This is a genomic window from Dinoroseobacter sp. S76, from assembly GCF_049801095.1.
Lineage (GTDB): Bacteria > Pseudomonadota > Alphaproteobacteria > Rhodobacterales > Rhodobacteraceae > Dinoroseobacter.
In genome coordinates this window covers 84,396-99,956 of the sequence record NZ_JBNAGH010000002.1, presented here as the reverse complement: position 1 = coordinate 99,956, position 15,561 = coordinate 84,396, and the positions used below count along the sequence as shown (strand labels likewise).

At 63.1% G+C, this 15,561-nt stretch carries 16 protein-coding genes; 12 read left to right on the top strand and 4 right to left on the bottom strand.

The window, feature by feature from the left end:
• The first annotated feature begins 194 nt into the window (after window positions 1–194).
• Window positions 195–1,571: a class II 3-deoxy-7-phosphoheptulonate synthase gene (locus ACP153_RS06255; protein WP_424970124.1), complete on the top strand. Its 1,377-nt coding sequence runs from the start codon at window positions 195–197 to the stop codon at window positions 1,569–1,571.
• 88 nt (window positions 1,572–1,659) lie between these two features.
• On the opposite strand, the gene ACP153_RS06250 is transcribed toward ACP153_RS06255, so the two are convergent.
• A complete protein-coding gene (locus ACP153_RS06250; protein WP_424970123.1) occupies window positions 1,660–2,379 on the bottom strand; it encodes a PAS domain-containing protein in 720 nt (239 codons plus the stop codon).
• A gap of 163 nt (window positions 2,380–2,542) precedes the next feature.
• Here ACP153_RS06250 and ACP153_RS06245 point away from each other — a divergent pair, with 163 nt between their 5' ends.
• From ACP153_RS06245 to ACP153_RS06235, 3 genes are all read left to right on the top strand, one after another.
• Window positions 2,543–3,427, top strand: a complete 885-nt coding sequence (locus tag ACP153_RS06245) for a YicC/YloC family endoribonuclease (protein WP_424970122.1) — start codon at window positions 2,543–2,545, stop codon at window positions 3,425–3,427.
• Between the two features lie 76 nt (window positions 3,428–3,503).
• The gene (gene gmk / locus ACP153_RS06240) at window positions 3,504–4,157 is read left to right on the top strand and encodes a guanylate kinase (RefSeq protein ID WP_424970121.1); all 654 of its coding nucleotides are present in this window, start codon (window positions 3,504–3,506) and stop codon (window positions 4,155–4,157) included.
• Window positions 4,154–4,678: a gamma carbonic anhydrase family protein gene (locus tag ACP153_RS06235; RefSeq protein WP_424970120.1), complete on the top strand. Its 525-nt coding sequence runs from the start codon at window positions 4,154–4,156 to the stop codon at window positions 4,676–4,678. The genes gmk and ACP153_RS06235 overlap by 4 nt, the downstream gene beginning before the upstream one ends.
• 199 nt (window positions 4,679–4,877) lie before the next feature.
• Here ACP153_RS06235 and ACP153_RS06230 read toward each other — a convergent pair whose 3' ends face one another.
• Window positions 4,878–5,300, bottom strand: coding sequence for a hypothetical protein (locus tag ACP153_RS06230; protein ID WP_424970119.1), 423 nt, complete (start codon window positions 5,298–5,300; stop codon window positions 4,878–4,880).
• Window positions 5,301–5,468: 168 nt separating this feature from the next.
• On the opposite strand from ACP153_RS06230, the gene ACP153_RS06225 reads away from it, so the two are divergent.
• From ACP153_RS06225 to ACP153_RS06190, 8 genes are all read left to right on the top strand, one after another.
• Window positions 5,469–6,512: an ATP-binding protein gene (locus ACP153_RS06225; protein WP_424970118.1), complete on the top strand. Its 1,044-nt coding sequence runs from the start codon at window positions 5,469–5,471 to the stop codon at window positions 6,510–6,512.
• A gap of 170 nt (window positions 6,513–6,682) precedes the next feature.
• Complete coding sequence (locus ACP153_RS06220; RefSeq protein ID WP_424970117.1) at window positions 6,683–7,708, top strand: substrate-binding domain-containing protein; 1,026 nt, start codon at window positions 6,683–6,685, stop codon at window positions 7,706–7,708.
• Between the two features lie 84 nt (window positions 7,709–7,792).
• Window positions 7,793–9,262: a phosphate ABC transporter permease subunit PstC gene (gene pstC, locus ACP153_RS06215; protein WP_424970116.1), complete on the top strand. Its 1,470-nt coding sequence runs from the start codon at window positions 7,793–7,795 to the stop codon at window positions 9,260–9,262.
• Window positions 9,259–10,614 carry a phosphate ABC transporter permease PstA gene (gene pstA / locus ACP153_RS06210; protein WP_424970115.1) on the top strand — a complete coding sequence of 452 codons (1,356 nt, stop codon included), beginning with the start codon at window positions 9,259–9,261 and terminating at the stop codon, window positions 10,612–10,614. Before pstC ends, pstA begins: the two co-directional genes overlap by 4 nt.
• A 15-nt stretch (window positions 10,615–10,629) precedes the next feature.
• Entirely contained in the window at window positions 10,630–11,424 is a 795-nt protein-coding gene (gene pstB, locus ACP153_RS06205) for a phosphate ABC transporter ATP-binding protein PstB (protein WP_424970114.1), read from the top strand.
• Window positions 11,424–12,128 carry a phosphate signaling complex protein PhoU gene (phoU, locus tag ACP153_RS06200; protein ID WP_424970113.1) on the top strand — a complete coding sequence of 235 codons (705 nt, stop codon included), beginning with the start codon at window positions 11,424–11,426 and terminating at the stop codon, window positions 12,126–12,128. The genes pstB and phoU overlap by 1 nt, the downstream gene beginning before the upstream one ends.
• A gap of 18 nt (window positions 12,129–12,146) precedes the next feature.
• Window positions 12,147–12,833: a phosphate regulon transcriptional regulator PhoB gene (gene phoB / locus ACP153_RS06195; protein WP_424970112.1), complete on the top strand. Its 687-nt coding sequence runs from the start codon at window positions 12,147–12,149 to the stop codon at window positions 12,831–12,833.
• A 125-nt stretch (window positions 12,834–12,958) separates the two neighbouring features.
• Complete coding sequence (locus ACP153_RS06190) at window positions 12,959–13,408, top strand: hypothetical protein (protein ID WP_424970111.1); 450 nt, start codon at window positions 12,959–12,961, stop codon at window positions 13,406–13,408.
• A 3-nt stretch (window positions 13,409–13,411) separates the two neighbouring features.
• Here ACP153_RS06190 and ACP153_RS06185 read toward each other — a convergent pair whose 3' ends face one another.
• Both ACP153_RS06185 and ACP153_RS06180 read right to left on the bottom strand, forming a co-directional pair.
• The gene (locus tag ACP153_RS06185) at window positions 13,412–14,449 is read right to left on the bottom strand and encodes a patatin-like phospholipase family protein (protein ID WP_424970110.1); all 1,038 of its coding nucleotides are present in this window, start codon (window positions 14,447–14,449) and stop codon (window positions 13,412–13,414) included.
• Window positions 14,450–14,503: 54 nt separating this feature from the next.
• Complete coding sequence (locus tag ACP153_RS06180) at window positions 14,504–15,277, bottom strand: 3-hydroxybutyrate dehydrogenase (RefSeq protein ID WP_424970109.1); 774 nt, start codon at window positions 15,275–15,277, stop codon at window positions 14,504–14,506.
• Window positions 15,278–15,561 lie beyond the last annotated feature (284 nt).

The window sequence follows — 15,561 nt, the reverse complement described above, 5'->3', positions numbered from 1 at the left end:
GGCGGCACCTCGGTCGTCATGTCGTCATCCCCATTTTCCCGACACGAGACTAGATTTGACGCGCGGGCGCAATGCCCCCCGGTCTGCGCGGCGCGGAAAATCGCATGGCCCTAGATCGCGAATGCGGATTGGCAAGGTCGAACCAGTGGCGTAAGGAGAGCGCCACTTCAATCTGCAATCCGTGGAGGAATAGGATGGCATCGACGTGGAACAAGTCGAGCTGGCGCTCGAAACCTCGGGTACAGATGCCCGATTATACGGACCCGGCGGCTCTGGCCGCTGTGGAGGCGCAGCTGACAAAGTATCCGCCGCTGGTGTTTGCGGGCGAGGCGCGCCGTCTGACCCGGGCTCTGGGCGAGGTTGCCGAGGGCCGTGCGTTTCTGATGCAGGGCGGCGATTGCGCCGAAAGCTTCGGTGAGTTCGAGACCGACCAGATCCGCGACACCTTCCGGGTGATGCTGCAGATGGCGATTGTCCTGACCTTCGGCGCGAAGATGCCCGTGGTCAAAGTCGGCCGCATGGCCGGTCAGTTCGCCAAGCCGCGTTCGGCCCCGACCGAGACCCAGGGTGATGTGGAACTGCCGAGCTACCGCGGTGACATCATCAACGACATCGCCTTCACCCCCGAGGCTCGGATCCCCGATCCGGCCCGTATGCTGCAGGCCTACACCCAGGCGGCGGCGTCCCTGAACCTCGTGCGGGCCTTCTCCCACGGGGGCTATGCGGATGTGAATCACGTCCATGGCTGGACCCTTGGCTTTGTCGAAAGCGAGAAGGCCGCCGCCTATGCGGACATGGCCAACCGGATCGCCGATGCGCTGGACTTCATGCAATCCGCAGGTGTGAACAAGGATACGGCGCATACGCTGTCTTCGGTGGATTTCTACACCTCCCACGAGGCGCTCCTGCTGGAATATGAAGAGGCGCTTTGCCGGATCGATTCCACCTCCGGCCACCCGCTGGCGGGCTCCGGGCACATGATCTGGATCGGCGACCGCACGCGGCAGCCGGACGGCGCTCATGTGGAGTTCTGCCGTGGCGTTCAGAACCCGATCGGCCTGAAATGCGGCCCGTCGATCTCGGCGGACGACCTGAAAGTGCTGATCTCCAAGCTGAACCCGGACAACATTCCCGGGCGTCTCACGCTGATCGCGCGTTTCGGTGCGGGCTCCGTGGGCGAGCATCTGCCGCGCCTCATCAAGGCGGTCGAGGAAGAAGGCGCCAAGGTCGTCTGGTCCTGCGATCCCATGCATGGCAACACGATCAAGAGCGCGTCGGGCTACAAGACGCGGCCCTTCGAGAGCGTGCTGCGCGAGGTGCAGGAGTTCTTCGCGGTCCACAACGCCGAAGGGACCTATCCCGGCGGCGTGCATTTCGAGATGACCGGCAAGGACGTGACCGAATGTACCGGTGGCGTGCGCGCTGTCTCGGATGAGGATCTGTCGAGCCGGTATCACACCGCCTGCGATCCGCGCCTGAACGCGAGCCAGTCGCTGGAGCTGGCCTTCCTCGTGGCCGAGGAAATCGAAAAGCACCGCAGCGCGGCAGACGCCACCAAGCGGACCGCCTGATCGAAAAACGCCCCGCCGGTCCTTCGGGACGGGCGGGGCGCTCTAATCTGTCAGGTTCGGGCGATGTCCAAGAACGGACAGCCCGCTTTTACTTCACAACGCGCAGGTAAGACGGCAGCTCGCGCCCCGCTGGGGCGGATTGTGCCGGTGCGGCCGGGGCCGGGGTGTACCCTTCGCTGGGCTCGTGGAACCCTTCGAGCGCATGGTCCTCGGGACGCAGCTGCGGACGCTGGAGCTCTTCGACAGGCTCGGGATGGGGCAGCGGCGTGCTCCGCGACTGGGTCACCTGGAACCGGTAGGGTGGCGACAGGAGCGGGCCACGGGCCACGAGGCAGCCCAGAGCGCGGGTCGGACGCCCGTCATCATCCAGCAGCGGCAGGATCAGCATCTCGGCCTCGGTCGCCTCTTCGCCCGCCTTGCGGGACGACAGGCTCAACTCCAGCGAGGAGGGGGCCCGGAACACCTTCTCGATCATCGGCAGCAGGCGGTTGCGCTGGGTATGGGTGAAGATTGCGCTGATCGGCATGCCGCGGACTTCCATGCCCATCAGGTCGTTCAGATGCCCGCCCGCCACGCGGAAGCGCGCGAGACCCGGGGCGATCTCCTCGAGGATGAACGCATAAGGAAGCGCGCCTTCGATCCGGCGCGGGTCGATATCGGAGCGGCGCGGCAGGCTGTCGCCATCGCGCATGCTCTCCCAGTACTCCATGACGTCCAGGAGGATCTTGCTGCGCAGCGTTGCTTTCTTCTTATTCAAAGACACGACGGCGTTTTCCATCTTGGATGTGACCTGACCAATATCCGACACGCTTACTCTCCTTACTCCGGTGACCGCTTATGCCGGAGTTGTCGTTGCAAGCGTCTGGTGTTAACCGTTACTCGCATAATGATTACTCAAGTCTTAATACCGGGAAATTCGCGAAAATTGCATCGGTATTTTTTGCCAATGGTTAATCTGCGTGACTAGGTCGATGACAGGGTTCGCGGCCCGCGAAGGGGCGCTGGGGGACTGGGTCTGGACCTGGGACCTGAAATCCGTGAACGCCCGGGGTCTTGACCTTAAGATCCGCGTGCCGGACTGGCTGCCGGGGCTCGATCAGACCCTGCGCAAGCGCATGGGCGGGCAAGTAACCCGGGGCTCGGTCACTGTCTCCCTCCGGCTGGCCCGGCAGCAGGACACGGCACAAGCGATCAATGAGACGGCGCTGGAGGCTGCGCTGGCGACCATCGCGATGGTGAACCGCCGCGCGCAAGGGCATGACCTGGCGCTCCCGGCACCTAATGCGCTGGAAATAATGAGTTTTCGAGGTGTCAGCGAAGTCGCGCAACCGGATGGGGACGCGCTCGTGGCGTTGCGCGATGCGCTGCTGGCGGATTTCGATCTGGCCTGCCTTGAGTTCATCGCCTCCCGCGCTCGGGAGGGGGAGAGCACGGCGGAGACGTTACGCGCCACACTGGACGCGCTCGAGGCGATGGTCGCGGCGGCCCACGCTCTGCTGCCTCAACGGGCGGATCGGCAGGCGGTGCAGCTGAATAAGAGCCTGCAATCCGTGCTTGATCTGGCGGGACAAGAGGCCCCGGATCCGGCCCGGATCGCGCAGGAACTGGCCTTGCTGGCTGTTAAGGCTGATGTGGCTGAAGAGTTGGAGCGCCTTGAGAGCCATATTTCCGGCGCGCGCGAAATTCTTAACGGGGATGGCCCGATGGGGCGCAAACTCGATTTCCTGATGCAGGAATTTAACCGTGAAGCGAACACGCTCTGCTCCAAGGCCAATGACACGGAACTGACCCGGATCGGCCTCGATATGAAGGTCCGGATCGACCAGATGCGCGAGCAGGTGCAAAACCTCGAGTGATCGCCCCGTGGTTGCCGCGCCCCGGCGCGCCCTCTAAGAACGGGGCGAGCAAAATGGCCGAAACGGGGGGACGCCGGTGAACCTACATCTGTCGCGACGGGGACTTCTGATCATCCTGTCTTCGCCCTCGGGGGCCGGGAAATCGACCTTGGCCAAGCGCCTGATCGCCTGGGACCCGACCCTGTCGTTCTCCGTCTCGGCCACCACCCGCGCGCCGCGCCCCGGCGAGGTGGATGGCAAGGACTATACCTTCCTCAGCGAGACGGCGTTCCGCGAGTTGGTGGGCACGGGGGGTATGCTGGAACATGCCCACGTGTTCGGGAACTTCTATGGCAGCCCGGTCGCGCCGGTTCAGGCGGCCATCACCGCCGGGCGCGATGTGCTCTTCGATATCGACTGGCAAGGCGCTCAGCAGATCCGGAACTCGGATCTGGGCAAGCACACGCTCTCGGTCTTTATCCTGCCGCCCTCGATCCGTGAGCTGCGCCGCAGGCTCGAGTCCCGTGGTCAGGACACGGCAGAGACGATCGGCAAACGCATGCAGAAAAGCTGGGACGAGATCAGCCACTGGGACAGCTATGACTACGTGCTGGTGAACGAGGATATCGACGAGACCGAGGCCCAGTTGAAATGCATTGTGTCTGCCGAGCGGTTGCGCCGGGCCCAGCAGCCGGGTCTGCAGGGGCATGTGCGCGGGCTTCAGCAGGAATTCGAGGAGGACAAGCTATGATCTATGCACTGGACGAGATCGCCCCGGAGTTTCCCGCCTCTGGCGATTACTGGGTCGCCCCAGATGCCAACCTGATCGGGCGCATCGTGATGGAGGAGGGCAGCTCCGTCTGGTTCGGTGCCACCCTGCGCGGCGACAACGAGGAGATCCGTGTCGGCGCCGGCTCCAACATTCAGGAGGCCTGCGTTCTGCATACCGATATGGGCTTTCCGCTTTCCATCGGGACGAACTGCACGATCGGGCACAAAGCGATGCTCCATGGCTGCACGATCTGCAATGGCAGCCTGATCGGCATGGGCGCGACCGTGCTGAACGGCGCCAAGATCGGGGCCGGGTGTCTGATCGGGGCGGGGGCCTTGATCACCGAGGGCAAGGAGATCCCCGATGGCAGTCTTGTGATGGGCGCGCCGGGTAAAATCGTCCGCACGCTTGATGCTGCAGCGCAGAGTGGATTGCTTCTGTCTGCCGAAGGCTACCAAGCGAATATGCGACGCTTCCGCGCGGGTCTCAGCGCGGTCTGAGCCCGAACATGACGCGGCGTAAAGCGCATGACGATTTTGCGACCTGCACCGCGAATTGTTGCGAGAAAAACACAAGTTTAGGCAAGGACCCGCCGAGGACTAGGGGTAGAACGGTGCATCAGCGACTACTGCATCTCCGAATCAGCACATTGTTTCCGGTAAGTAAACAACGCTGAGCGGCGATGCGCCGCATCGGCAATCAGTCGCCGGTTCCGGTGCGGGTTGCGGCATCCTCGACGATGAGACGGCAGAGAATGTTCTGGGCCACATCGCGTAATTCCCGCTCGATCAGCCGCGGGTTGGGCAGCGCCGGACCGACCGCCCACAGCTCTCCATAATAGCCCGCGAAGGCCAGAGCCTCGGCCACGTCGACCGCGTCAAAACGCTCTGAAAACAAGGGCGTTACGACCAGTTCCGGGCGATACTTCATGAGGCTGTCATCACCAAGCGCGCCGTAATGCAGGGGCTGCAACGGGGCGTCAGGCTCCGCCAGATGGCGTCGAACAAGCTGCGTTTGCGCAGGCGCCAGATCGATGCAGAGCACCGGACGGGACACATTCGTCTGGGTATTGAATTGCGCAGGCCGGAGCACTTTTGAACGCAGATCAGTCCTGTCTTGCATGTAATCCTCTATCCCTCACCGGCCGTTTTCGAGGCCAATTGTTTTCTACGCACCGCGTTTTCTCCTACCCTGAGAAAAATGTGGCCCATGGCGATTTGAATGAAAAGCCGCTTGTTTTTGACGTGCGCGTCAGAAACCTTGCCGCGCAACAGGCATGAGGTGGCGACAATGGCCGAAATCGAAATCGGAAAAATCGTGTCGGCGATCCCGATTCCGGCGTTCTTTGTGGGCGCGAATTTCAGAGTGCAGGTGCCGAATGAGGGCGCGTGCGAGATCTTCGGGGCCGAGATCGAAGGCCGCCACTATGTGACGGCCTTGCGGCAGCCCGCGATCCTGCGCGCCATCGATGCGGCGGTCTCTGAACGCCGCAAGGTGGTCGGCCAATACACGGTCTCCGGCCCCGTCAGCGAGCGGAAGTTTCGGGTGACCGCAGCGCTTCTGGAGGGGAGCGATCCGACCGGTGTTCTGGTCTCTCTCGAAGATGTCACGCCGGTCTATGAGGCAGGTCAGATGCGGCGCGATTTCGTGGCCAATGTGAGCCATGAATTGCGCACGCCGCTCACAGCGCTTCTGGGGTTCATCGACACCTTACAGGGGCCCGCGCGCGAGGACCCCGCCGCCCGGGAGCGTTTCCTGTCGGTCATGGCGCGGGAGGCGCAGCGGATGAACCGGCTGGTCGGCGATCTCCTCTCACTGAGCCGGGTGGAATTCTCGGAGCGTCAGATGCCCGATGCCACGGTCGATCTCGGCGAGATCCTCAGCGCCTCGGTCGCCACCTTGTCGACGGATGGGGCAGGGGAGCGGGTGAAGCTTGATCTCAGCGGTGTCGATCCGACCCTCGACAAGGTGCGTGGCGATACGGATCAGCTGCGCCAGGTCTTCAACAACCTGATCGAGAACGCGCTCAAATATGGCGGGGAGACTGCGCCTGTGGAGGTGACCCTCTCTGTCGCGCCCCAGGACCTCTATCTGCGCACGCGGAGCCTGCGGGTGGATGTGCAGGACCACGGTCCGGGAATCGCCTCCCACCATATTCCGCGCCTGACGGAACGGTTTTACCGAGTCGATGCCCATCGTTCACGGGAACTGGGGGGGACGGGGCTGGGTCTGGCCATCGTCAAACACATCGTGCAGCGCCATCGCGGCCGGATGAGCATCACAAGTGAGCAGGGCACAGGCTCCTGTTTTTCCGTGATAATCCCGGTTGCCTGACCCTGCTTTGAACGCGAAGACCCTCCCAAAATGACAGCGGCGCCCTGCGACATTCCGGGCCGTCATAAAAGCGTTACAAAACTTTAACAAAAGCATTGCCAAAGGCGCCTAGGACACCAGCGAGTGCCGGATCACACGGCGCCTTCAGACCTACCTAGGAGAGCAATCTTATGTCTTATGTAAAACTCGCCGCCTCTGTTGCTGCCGTTGCCGTTGTTGCGGCCACTGCCGCTTCCGCGCGCGACCAGGTTCAGGTGGCAGGGTCCTCCACCGTGCTGCCCTATGCTGCCATCGTGGCTGAAGCATTCGGCGAGAACTTCGAGTTCCCGACACCGGTCGTTGAATCCGGCGGCTCCTCCGCTGGCCTCAAGCGTTTCTGCGAAGGCGTGGGCGAGACCACCATCGACATCGCAAACGCGTCCCGCAAGATCCGCGACCGCGAGATTGCCGCCTGTGCCGAAGCCGGCGTGACCGACATCGTGGAAGTGCGCATCGGCTATGACGGCATCGTCTTTGCTTCCGACATCAACGGCCCGTCCTTCGCGTTCACCCCCGAAGACTGGTACAAGGCCCTGGCCGCCGAGCACTTCATCAATGGTGAGCTGGTTGCCAACGAATTCACCACCTGGGACCAAGTGAACCCGGCCTTCCCGGCACAGGAAATCCAGGCTTTCGTGCCCGGCACCAAGCACGGCACCCGCGAAGTCTTCGAAGAGAAGGTGATCCTGCAGGGCTGTGAAGACGGTGGGTTCTTCCAGGCCATGCTCGACAGCGGCGTGGATGAGGACACCGCAGAAGAGAAGTGCATGGCGCTGCGCACCGATGGCCGCTCCGTGGATATCGACGGCGACTACACCGAGACCCTCGCACGGATCGACGGTGACAAGGACGGCATCGGCGTGTTCGGTCTGGCCTTCTACGAGAACAACACCGACAAGCTGACCGTGGCCACCATGAACGGCATCGTTCCGACCACCGAAGCCATCGCCGCTGGCGAGTATCCGGTTTCCCGTCCGCTGTTCTTCTACATCAAGAAAGCGCATATCGGCGTGATCCCGGGCCTGCAGGAATTCGCAGAATTCTTCGTGTCTGACGAGATCGCCGGCCCCGATGGCCCGCTGGCCGCTTACGGTCTCGTGTCTGACCCTGAGCTGGGCGACACCCAGGCCGTCGTGGCCTCCGGCGAGGCGATGTAAGCCAGTCGGATCTGACAAAGGAGGGGCGGGGTTCCGCCCCTCTCGGTGTCTTTAAAGACAATTCATTTGACGGTGGGAGCGTAAATGCCGGTTCTCTGGATCATTGTGACCATTCTCGTCCTGGCCATCGCCGGGTACGTGCTGGGTCGCCAACGGGCCATGTCTGCGGCTGGCGGGGATGCCCGCGCCCTGCATTCGCTGCCCAATTATTACGGCATGAATGTCGTTCTCTTCACCGTAGCACCGGCTTTGATGATCATGGTCGTGTGGCTGCTGGTGCAGCCCGGCCTGATCGAAAGCCGCGTCTCCTCTCTGATCCCCGAAACGGCGATTGCCGAGGATAGCAGCCTGTCGCTGGTGATGAGTGATGTCCGCCGCATTGCCGAGGGTCTGGATGCTGCCGTGGCCCAAGGGGCCATGTCCGAAGAGGAAGCCCGCGCGATCCGCGCCGAGCTCACCGATGTCCGGCAGCGGCTGGGCGAAGTGGGCGTGGCCCTTGGCAGCAATGTCGAGGCCGCGACCTTGCAGGCGGCGCAAAGCTACCGCGCGATGAACGCCTCGCTCGGCTCCTGGATGAGCGTCGTGGTGCTCGCCATCGCCGCCATCGGGCTCGGCATCTCGGTTCTGCGCACCCACAAGGATTTCCGCGCCCGCAACACGGTTGAGGCGGCAATCCTGGCCCTGCTGATCATTGCCTCGTCGATCGCGATCCTCACCACGCTGGGCATTATCCTCTCCATGCTGTTCGAGACGCGGAACTTCTTCACCCAGTACCAGTGGACCGATTTCTTCTTCGGCACGACCTGGAACCCGAGCTTCAGCGGCCGGGGCGGGGCGTCGGAGCTGGGGATCATCCCGCTTCTCTGGGGCACGCTCTATATCAGCCTGATCGCGCTGCTGGTGGCCGTGCCGATCGGGCTTTTCGCCGCGATCTACATGTCGGAATATGCCGGACCCAAGATCCGCTCGGTGGCCAAGCCGCTGATCGAGATCCTCGCGGGCATCCCGACCATCGTCTACGGCCTGTTTGCGCTGATCACCGTGGGGCCGCTCCTGCGGGATTATTTCGCCTCGCCCATGGGGCTGGGCCAGTCGAGCTCCAGCGTCATGACCGCGGGCATCGTCATGGGCATCATGCTGATCCCTTTTGTCAGCTCGCTCAGCGATGACATCATCAACGCCGTGCCTCAGGCCATGCGCGACGGCTCCCTGGGCCTCGGCGCGACCCAGAGCGAGACCATCAAGCAGGTTGTCATTCCCGCCGCCCTGCCGGGCATTGTCGGGGCGATCCTGCTGGCGGCTTCCCGCGCCATTGGCGAGACCATGATCGTGGTCCTCGGGGCAGGGGCGGCGGCCAAGCTCGACCTCAACCCGTTCGAGGCCATGACCACGGTGACGGTGAAGATCGTCAGCCAGCTGACGGGGGATACGGATTTCGCCTCGCCTGAGACGCTGGTGGCCTTTGCGCTCGGTCTGACCCTCTTTGTCATCACGCTGGGGCTCAACGTTCTCGCCCTATACATTGTCCGCAAGTACCGGGAGCAGTACGAATGAGCGACGCAAGCCTCGGCGGGGCCGCCCCGTCCCAGCCCAAGAAGTCCTCGCTGCTGGTGCAGGACGCGCGGACCAAGAAACGCAACGCGGCCGAGAGCCGGTTCAAGGTGTATGGCATGGCCGCCGTGGTCACCGGCATCCTCGCGCTGGTCCTGCTGCTGGCCTCGATCCTCTCCAACGGGTTGAGCGCGTTCCAGCAAACCTATGTCACGCTGGAGATCGAGTTGCTCGAGGAGAAGCTCGACAAATCCGGCGCGCGTGATCTGGCGGTGATGCGCAAGGTCTCGACCTTCGGCTACGCGCCGCTGATCGCCACGGCGATGGGCAAGAAGCTCGAAGAGAACGGGATCGCCATCGAAGGGCTCAGCACCAAGGATGCCGGCGCGATCATCTCAAAGGATGCCCCGGCCCAGCTGCGCAACTTCGTTCTGGCCAACCCCGAGGTGGTCGGCACGACACAGACCTTCGAGCTCTTGGCGAATGGCCGGATCGATGGATACCTCAAGGGCCGCGTGACCATGGAGACCGCGGCGCTCGACAAGAACGTCTCGCCCGAGCAACTGCTGCTCACCGATGCCCTGCAGGAGCTCGGCACGCTGGAGAAGCGGTTCAACTGGTCCTTCTTCACCAACCCGGATGCCTCTGGTCAGCGGCCCGAGGCGGCAGGTCTCGGTGTGGCGATCCTCGGCAGCCTTTACATGATGCTCGTGGTGCTCTGCCTGGCGCTGCCCATCGGTGTGGCCGCCTCGATCTATCTCGAGGAATTCGCGCCGAAGAACCGCCTGACGGACCTGATCGAGGTGAACATCTCGAACCTCGCGGCGGTGCCGTCGATTGTGTTCGGGATCCTGGGTCTGGCGATCTTCATCAACTTCGCGGGTCTGCCGCAATCGGCGCCCATCGTGGGTGGTTTGGTGCTGACGCTGATGACCCTGCCGACGATCATCATCTCGACCCGCGCGTCGCTGAAATCCGTGCCGCCCTCGATCCGGGACGCGGCATTGGGGATTGGTGCCTCGAAGATGCAATCGGTCTTCCACCATGTGCTGCCCCTCGCAGCGCCTGGCATCCTGACCGGGACCATCATCGGTCTGGCCCAAGCTCTGGGCGAGACCGCGCCGCTCCTGCTCATCGGGATGGTGGCCTTTGTCCGCGAATACCCCGCCGGTCCGCCCGAAGGGTTCTTCGATCCGGCCTCGGCCCTGCCGGTGCAGGTCTATAACTGGACCCAACGGTCCGACCCCGCCTTTGTCGAGCGTGCCTCTGGCGCGATCATTGTGCTGCTCGTCTTTTTGCTCATCATGAACGCGATCGCGATCCTACTGCGCCGTCGCTTCGAGCGCCGCTGGTAATTGGGAGAGCGACCCATGAACGATATGCGTCTGACGGAGAGAGCAGTGCAGGAAGAAAAGAAGATTGCCGCCCGCGGGGTTCAGGTGTTCTACGGGGACACCCACGCGATCAAGGATGTGGATGTCGATATCCTCGACAAGACCGTGACCGCCTTCATCGGCCCGTCGGGCTGCGGCAAGTCGACCTTTCTGCGCTGCCTGAACCGGATGAATGACACGATTGACGTGGCCCGGATCGCAGGCGACATCCGGATCGATGGCGAGGATATCTACGATCCCAAGGTCGACCCGGTGCAGCTGCGCGCCAAGGTCGGCATGGTGTTCCAGAAGCCGAACCCGTTTCCGAAGTCGATCTATGACAATGTGGCCTACGGGCCCCGGATCCACGGGCTGAGCCGCAACAAGGCGGAGCTGGACGAGATCGTCGAGAAGTCCCTGCGTCGCGCGGCAATCTGGAACGAGGTCAAGGACCGGCTGGATGCACCGGGCACCGGTCTCTCGGGCGGGCAGCAGCAGCGTCTCTGCATCGCGCGGGCCGTGGCGACGAGCCCCGAGGTCCTTCTGATGGACGAGCCGTGCTCGGCGCTCGACCCGATCGCGACCGCTCAGGTCGAAGAACTGATCGACGAGCTGCGCCAGAACTTCTCGGTGGTGATCGTCACCCACTCCATGCAGCAGGCCGCGCGCGTCAGCCAGCGCACGGCCTTTTTCCACCTCGGCAATCTGGTCGAATACGGCGAGACCGGGACGATCTTCACCAACCCCGAAGACCCCCGCACCGAGAGCTACATCACAGGACGGATCGGCTAATGGTTATTGATAGCGCGCATATCGCTTCGGCCTTTGACCGGGATCTCGAAGCGATCCAGGCCCTGATCATGAAAATGGGCGGGATGGTCGAGGAGCAGATCGTCGATGCGGCCCGCTCGCTTGCGGAACGCGACGAGGAGCTCGCCGAGACGGTCCGCAAACGCGACAAGCAGATCGACCTCTTGGAAGAGCAGATCAACGAGGAGGCCGCGCGTCTCATCGCCCTGCGGGCGCCCACGGCGGGGGATCTGCGCGTGGTGCTGACGGTAATGAAGATGTCCGCCAATCTCGAGCGGATCGGCGACTATGCCAAGAACATGGCCAAGCGCACCTCGATCCTTGTGCAGCTGCAGCCCGTGGGCAATTCCGCTGGCTCCATCAAGCGCATGGCCAAGGATGTCGAGATGATGCTCCGCGATGCGCTCGACGCTTATCTGCGCCTCGATGTGGAGATGTCCGAAGCGATCCGTCTGCGCGATCAGGAAGTGGACCAGATGTATAACGCGCTCTTCCGCGAGTTCCTGACCCATATGATGGAAGATCCGCGCAATATCACGGCCTGCATGCATCTGCATTTCATCGCCAAGAATATCGAGAGGATGGGCGACCACGTCACCTCCATCGCCGAGCAGGTCATCTACATGGTCAGCGGCGAGATCCCCGATGACGACCGCCCGAAACTCGACCGCACCAGCGTCAAGTAACCCCAGCGAGGTCCCAAGATGCCCGAGCAGCCCACCGTATTGCTCGTAGAGGATGAACCGGCGCAGCGCGAAGTGCTGTCCTATAACCTCGATGCCGAGGGGTTCCGCGTGGCAGAGGCCGAGAATGGCGATGAGGCCATGCTCCTCGTGGATGAGGAGCGCCCGGATATCATCGTGCTCGACTGGATGTTGCCGGTCGTCTCCGGGATCGAGGTCTGTCGCCGCCTGAAATCCAAGCCCGACACGCGCGGGATCCCGATCATCATGCTCTCAGCGCGCTCCGAGGAGGTGGACCGGGTGCGCGGGTTGGAGACCGGGGCGGATGATTACGTGGTCAAACCCTATTCGGTGATTGAGCTCATGGCCCGGGTCCGGGCGCAGCTACGGCGGGTGCGGCCCTCGACCGTGGGACAGCAGCTGACCTTCGATGACATCCTGCTCGATGCCGAAAGCCACCGGGTCTTCCGCGATGAGCAGGCGCTCAAGCTCGGGCCGACCGAGTTCCGCTTGCTGGCCACTTTCATGGAAAAGCCCGGCCGCGTCTGGTCGCGGGAGCAACTGCTCGACCGGGTCTGGGGGCGCGATATCTACGTGGATACCCGTACGGTGGACGTCCATATCGGGCGGTTGCGCAAGGCACTCTGCCAGCATGGGGGCGATGATCCCGTGCGCACCGTGCGCGGTGCGGGCTACTCCCTCGGCTGAAGACGCGAAAACGGCCCGCGCAGGGCCGTTTTGCCGCAGCTTGTAAACGTTTCGATCAGAATTCTTAACGGTTTCTCAAACCGGGCGCGCGATGCTGTCGGCATTCGCGAAGGGATCTTGGGTCGATGCAAAATTTCCACCGCCGGTATAACCCGCTTTTGACGATCATTGTGTGTACGGCGCTGCCGGCCACCAGTGCCTATCTGCTTTATAAATACACGGACAATCCGACGCTGCGCCCCCTTGGGATCACCAAGGAACAGCTGGTGCGCGTGCCCGGCGAGGCAAGCTCCATTGCCATTCGGGTGAATGTGGATTGGGGACGCGATCAGCCCCCGGGCGCAAGCCAGAGCGATCTGCGCCAGATCATCGCGAACACCCTGTTCAACTTCACCGATGATTTCGTCATCAAGTTCCGGGAGGTGCCCGGGGCCGATGTGGGCGTGAACTTCGCGGTGGGGGCCAATTCCTACGGCCCCTTCGCGCCGGATCGGATGATCGACGGGATCGTGCCCTCGCTCATGGCCTGGGACGCCACCAAAACCGCCCATGAGCGGCGCGGCGAGACGCCCTGAGCCTCAGCAGATCATCTTGGCCAGATCCACGGTCGGGCGGACGCCGACCGAGGGCAGGTCCCGGTCGAGGAAGGCCTGCGCCGCCTCTTGCCCGGCGGATTTGAGCGACAGGATCACCGCCGGATTGGGATAGATCTTGGTCGCCTCCGAGAGCGTCACCATCAGCCCGTCATCGGCGATCATATGGATCAGTACGTCCTTCATCGTGCCTTTGACCAAGCGCCCATCCTCCAGCATCTCGTGGATCGACTGGATATGGGCCAGCTCCTGGATCAGGGAGGAGTTGAAGCTGATCTCATTGACCCGGTTGGAGATTTCCTTGGCCGAATTCGGGATCTCTTCGCGGTAGAGCGGGTTGATATGGACGATCACCACGTCTCCAGGCAGGTCCGGATCCTGCGTCAGAGGCTCGAGCGCCGGGTTCGCGGAATAGCCGCCATCCCAATAGCTCTCCATCCGGTCGGTCACGGGATCGAAGATCTCCACGGCGCGGAACAGGGTCGGCAGGCAGGCGGAGGCAAGGATCGGATCAGCCCCGATTTCGATGCCCGAGAACACCCTCAGCTTGCCGGTCCGGACATTGGTCGCGCAAACGTGGAACTTCGGCCCTGAATCGCAGCAGATCTTGTCGTAGTCGAACTTTTCGACAATGCGCGACAGGGGGTTCTGAGCGCCGAAGGGCGTGTCATAGGGGCTGACAAACTGCTCCATCGTCTCGGCCAGCACCGCATAGGGCGAGTATTCCAGGGCCGCGGCGATAACGCTGGGCGGGAAGACCTCGAGCCACGGCGCGAAACGGGTATCGTGGATCCCGCCGATCTGACCCCAGAGCCAATCGAGGTTTTCCCGGGCGTCCTCATGGCTGCCCCCCTTGGCCAGCGCCGCCTTGACCGCCGCACCGTTCAGGGTGCCCGCCGAGGTGCCGGAGATCGCGGCGATCTCCAGATCCGGTTCCTGGAGCAGGCGGTCGAGCACGCCCCAGGTGAAGGCGCCATGGGCACCGCCGCCCTGCAAGGCCAGATTGATCCGTTTGCGCGCCATGGGGCGGCCTCCCTTGTTGCGATCTCCCGTCGGCTCAGACTGGCACGGATGGCGTCAGAGCGCCGTCCAGCCACCGTCAACGGAGATGGTGGTTCCGGTGATTTGCGCCGCCGCATCGGAGCAGAGGAACACGCAAGTGCCGCCCAGCTGCTGGACCGTGGCGAACTCCTTGGAGGGCTGGCGTTCGAGCATGACCTTCTTGATCACCTCTTCGCGGCCCATATTGTATTTCTCCATCGTGTCGGGGATTTGCGCCTCGACAAGCGGGGTCAGGACATAGCCCGGGCAGACGGCATTGCAGGTGATCGGCTCCTGCGCGGTCTCAAGCGCCACGGTCTTGGTCATGCCGACCACGCCATGTTTCGCCGCCACATAGGCCGCCTTGTAGGGTGAGGCCGTCAGGCCATGGGCCGAGGCGATGTTGACGATCCGACCCCAGCCCGCGGCGCGCATCAGGGGCAGGGCGGCAGCGCTGGTATGGAAGGCCGAGTTCATGTTGATGGCGATAATTGCGTCCCACTTGTCCACGGGGAACTCGTCGATCGGGGAGACATGCTGGATGCCCGCGTTGTTCACGAGGATGTCGCATGTGCCCGCCGTCTCGACGAGCGCGCGGCACTCGTCGCCCTTGGACATATCGGCCTTGATATAGCGGGCCGAAGTGCCCGTCTCGGCCGAGATCTCGGCGGCGATCGCGTGGTCCTCATCCCGGTCGGTGAAACTGTTGAGCACCACATCCGCGCCCGCCCGTGCCAGCTCCCATGCGACACCGAGCCCGATGCCCGAATTCGACCCGGTGATGATGGCGGTTTTTCCTTTGAGCGACATGGTCTGGCTCCCCTGATTCTCGCGAAGATTCTGCACCTGCAAAGGTAACGACGCAGATGCAGAATGACAAAGGTCTTGGCGCGGTGCCCGGGGTGGGGGACGGCTGTCGCGACCGGTTGGCGGGGACTTGCCCAGGCACGGGGCCGCGCGCGGGGACCCTTTACAGCTTGACCAAACCTTGTGCAGAGACGGCGGCGCGCGGTTCAGGATTGATGCTTGCGGGAAACGCGGCCCCGGCGATCAGCCTTTGGCCAACCCCAGCCATGGAGCCAAAAAAAAACGCC

Bases quoted from the DNA above. Each gene is read 5' to 3' on its own strand.
- ACP153_RS06255 (WP_424970124.1), top strand. From the start codon at position 195: ATGGCATCGACGTGGAACAAGTCGAGCTGGCGCTCGAAACCTCGGGTA.
- ACP153_RS06245 (WP_424970122.1), top strand. From the start codon at position 2,543: ATGACAGGGTTCGCGGCCCGCGAAGGGGCGCTGGGGGACTGGGTCTGG.
- ACP153_RS06235 (WP_424970120.1), top strand. From the start codon at position 4,154: ATGATCTATGCACTGGACGAGATCGCCCCGGAGTTTCCCGCCTCTGGC.
- ACP153_RS06230 (WP_424970119.1), bottom strand. From the start codon at position 5,300: ATGCAAGACAGGACTGATCTGCGTTCAAAAGTGCTCCGGCCTGCGCAA.
- ACP153_RS06225 (WP_424970118.1), top strand. From the start codon at position 5,469: ATGGCCGAAATCGAAATCGGAAAAATCGTGTCGGCGATCCCGATTCCG.
- ACP153_RS06220 (WP_424970117.1), top strand. From the start codon at position 6,683: ATGTCTTATGTAAAACTCGCCGCCTCTGTTGCTGCCGTTGCCGTTGTT.
- pstC (WP_424970116.1), top strand. From the start codon at position 7,793: ATGCCGGTTCTCTGGATCATTGTGACCATTCTCGTCCTGGCCATCGCC.
- pstA (WP_424970115.1), top strand. From the start codon at position 9,259: ATGAGCGACGCAAGCCTCGGCGGGGCCGCCCCGTCCCAGCCCAAGAAG.
- pstB (WP_424970114.1), top strand. From the start codon at position 10,630: ATGAACGATATGCGTCTGACGGAGAGAGCAGTGCAGGAAGAAAAGAAG.
- phoU (WP_424970113.1), top strand. From the start codon at position 11,424: ATGGTTATTGATAGCGCGCATATCGCTTCGGCCTTTGACCGGGATCTC.
- phoB (WP_424970112.1), top strand. From the start codon at position 12,147: ATGCCCGAGCAGCCCACCGTATTGCTCGTAGAGGATGAACCGGCGCAG.
- ACP153_RS06190 (WP_424970111.1), top strand. From the start codon at position 12,959: ATGCAAAATTTCCACCGCCGGTATAACCCGCTTTTGACGATCATTGTG.
- ACP153_RS06185 (WP_424970110.1), bottom strand. From the start codon at position 14,449: ATGGCGCGCAAACGGATCAATCTGGCCTTGCAGGGCGGCGGTGCCCAT.
- ACP153_RS06180 (WP_424970109.1), bottom strand. From the start codon at position 15,277: ATGTCGCTCAAAGGAAAAACCGCCATCATCACCGGGTCGAATTCGGGC.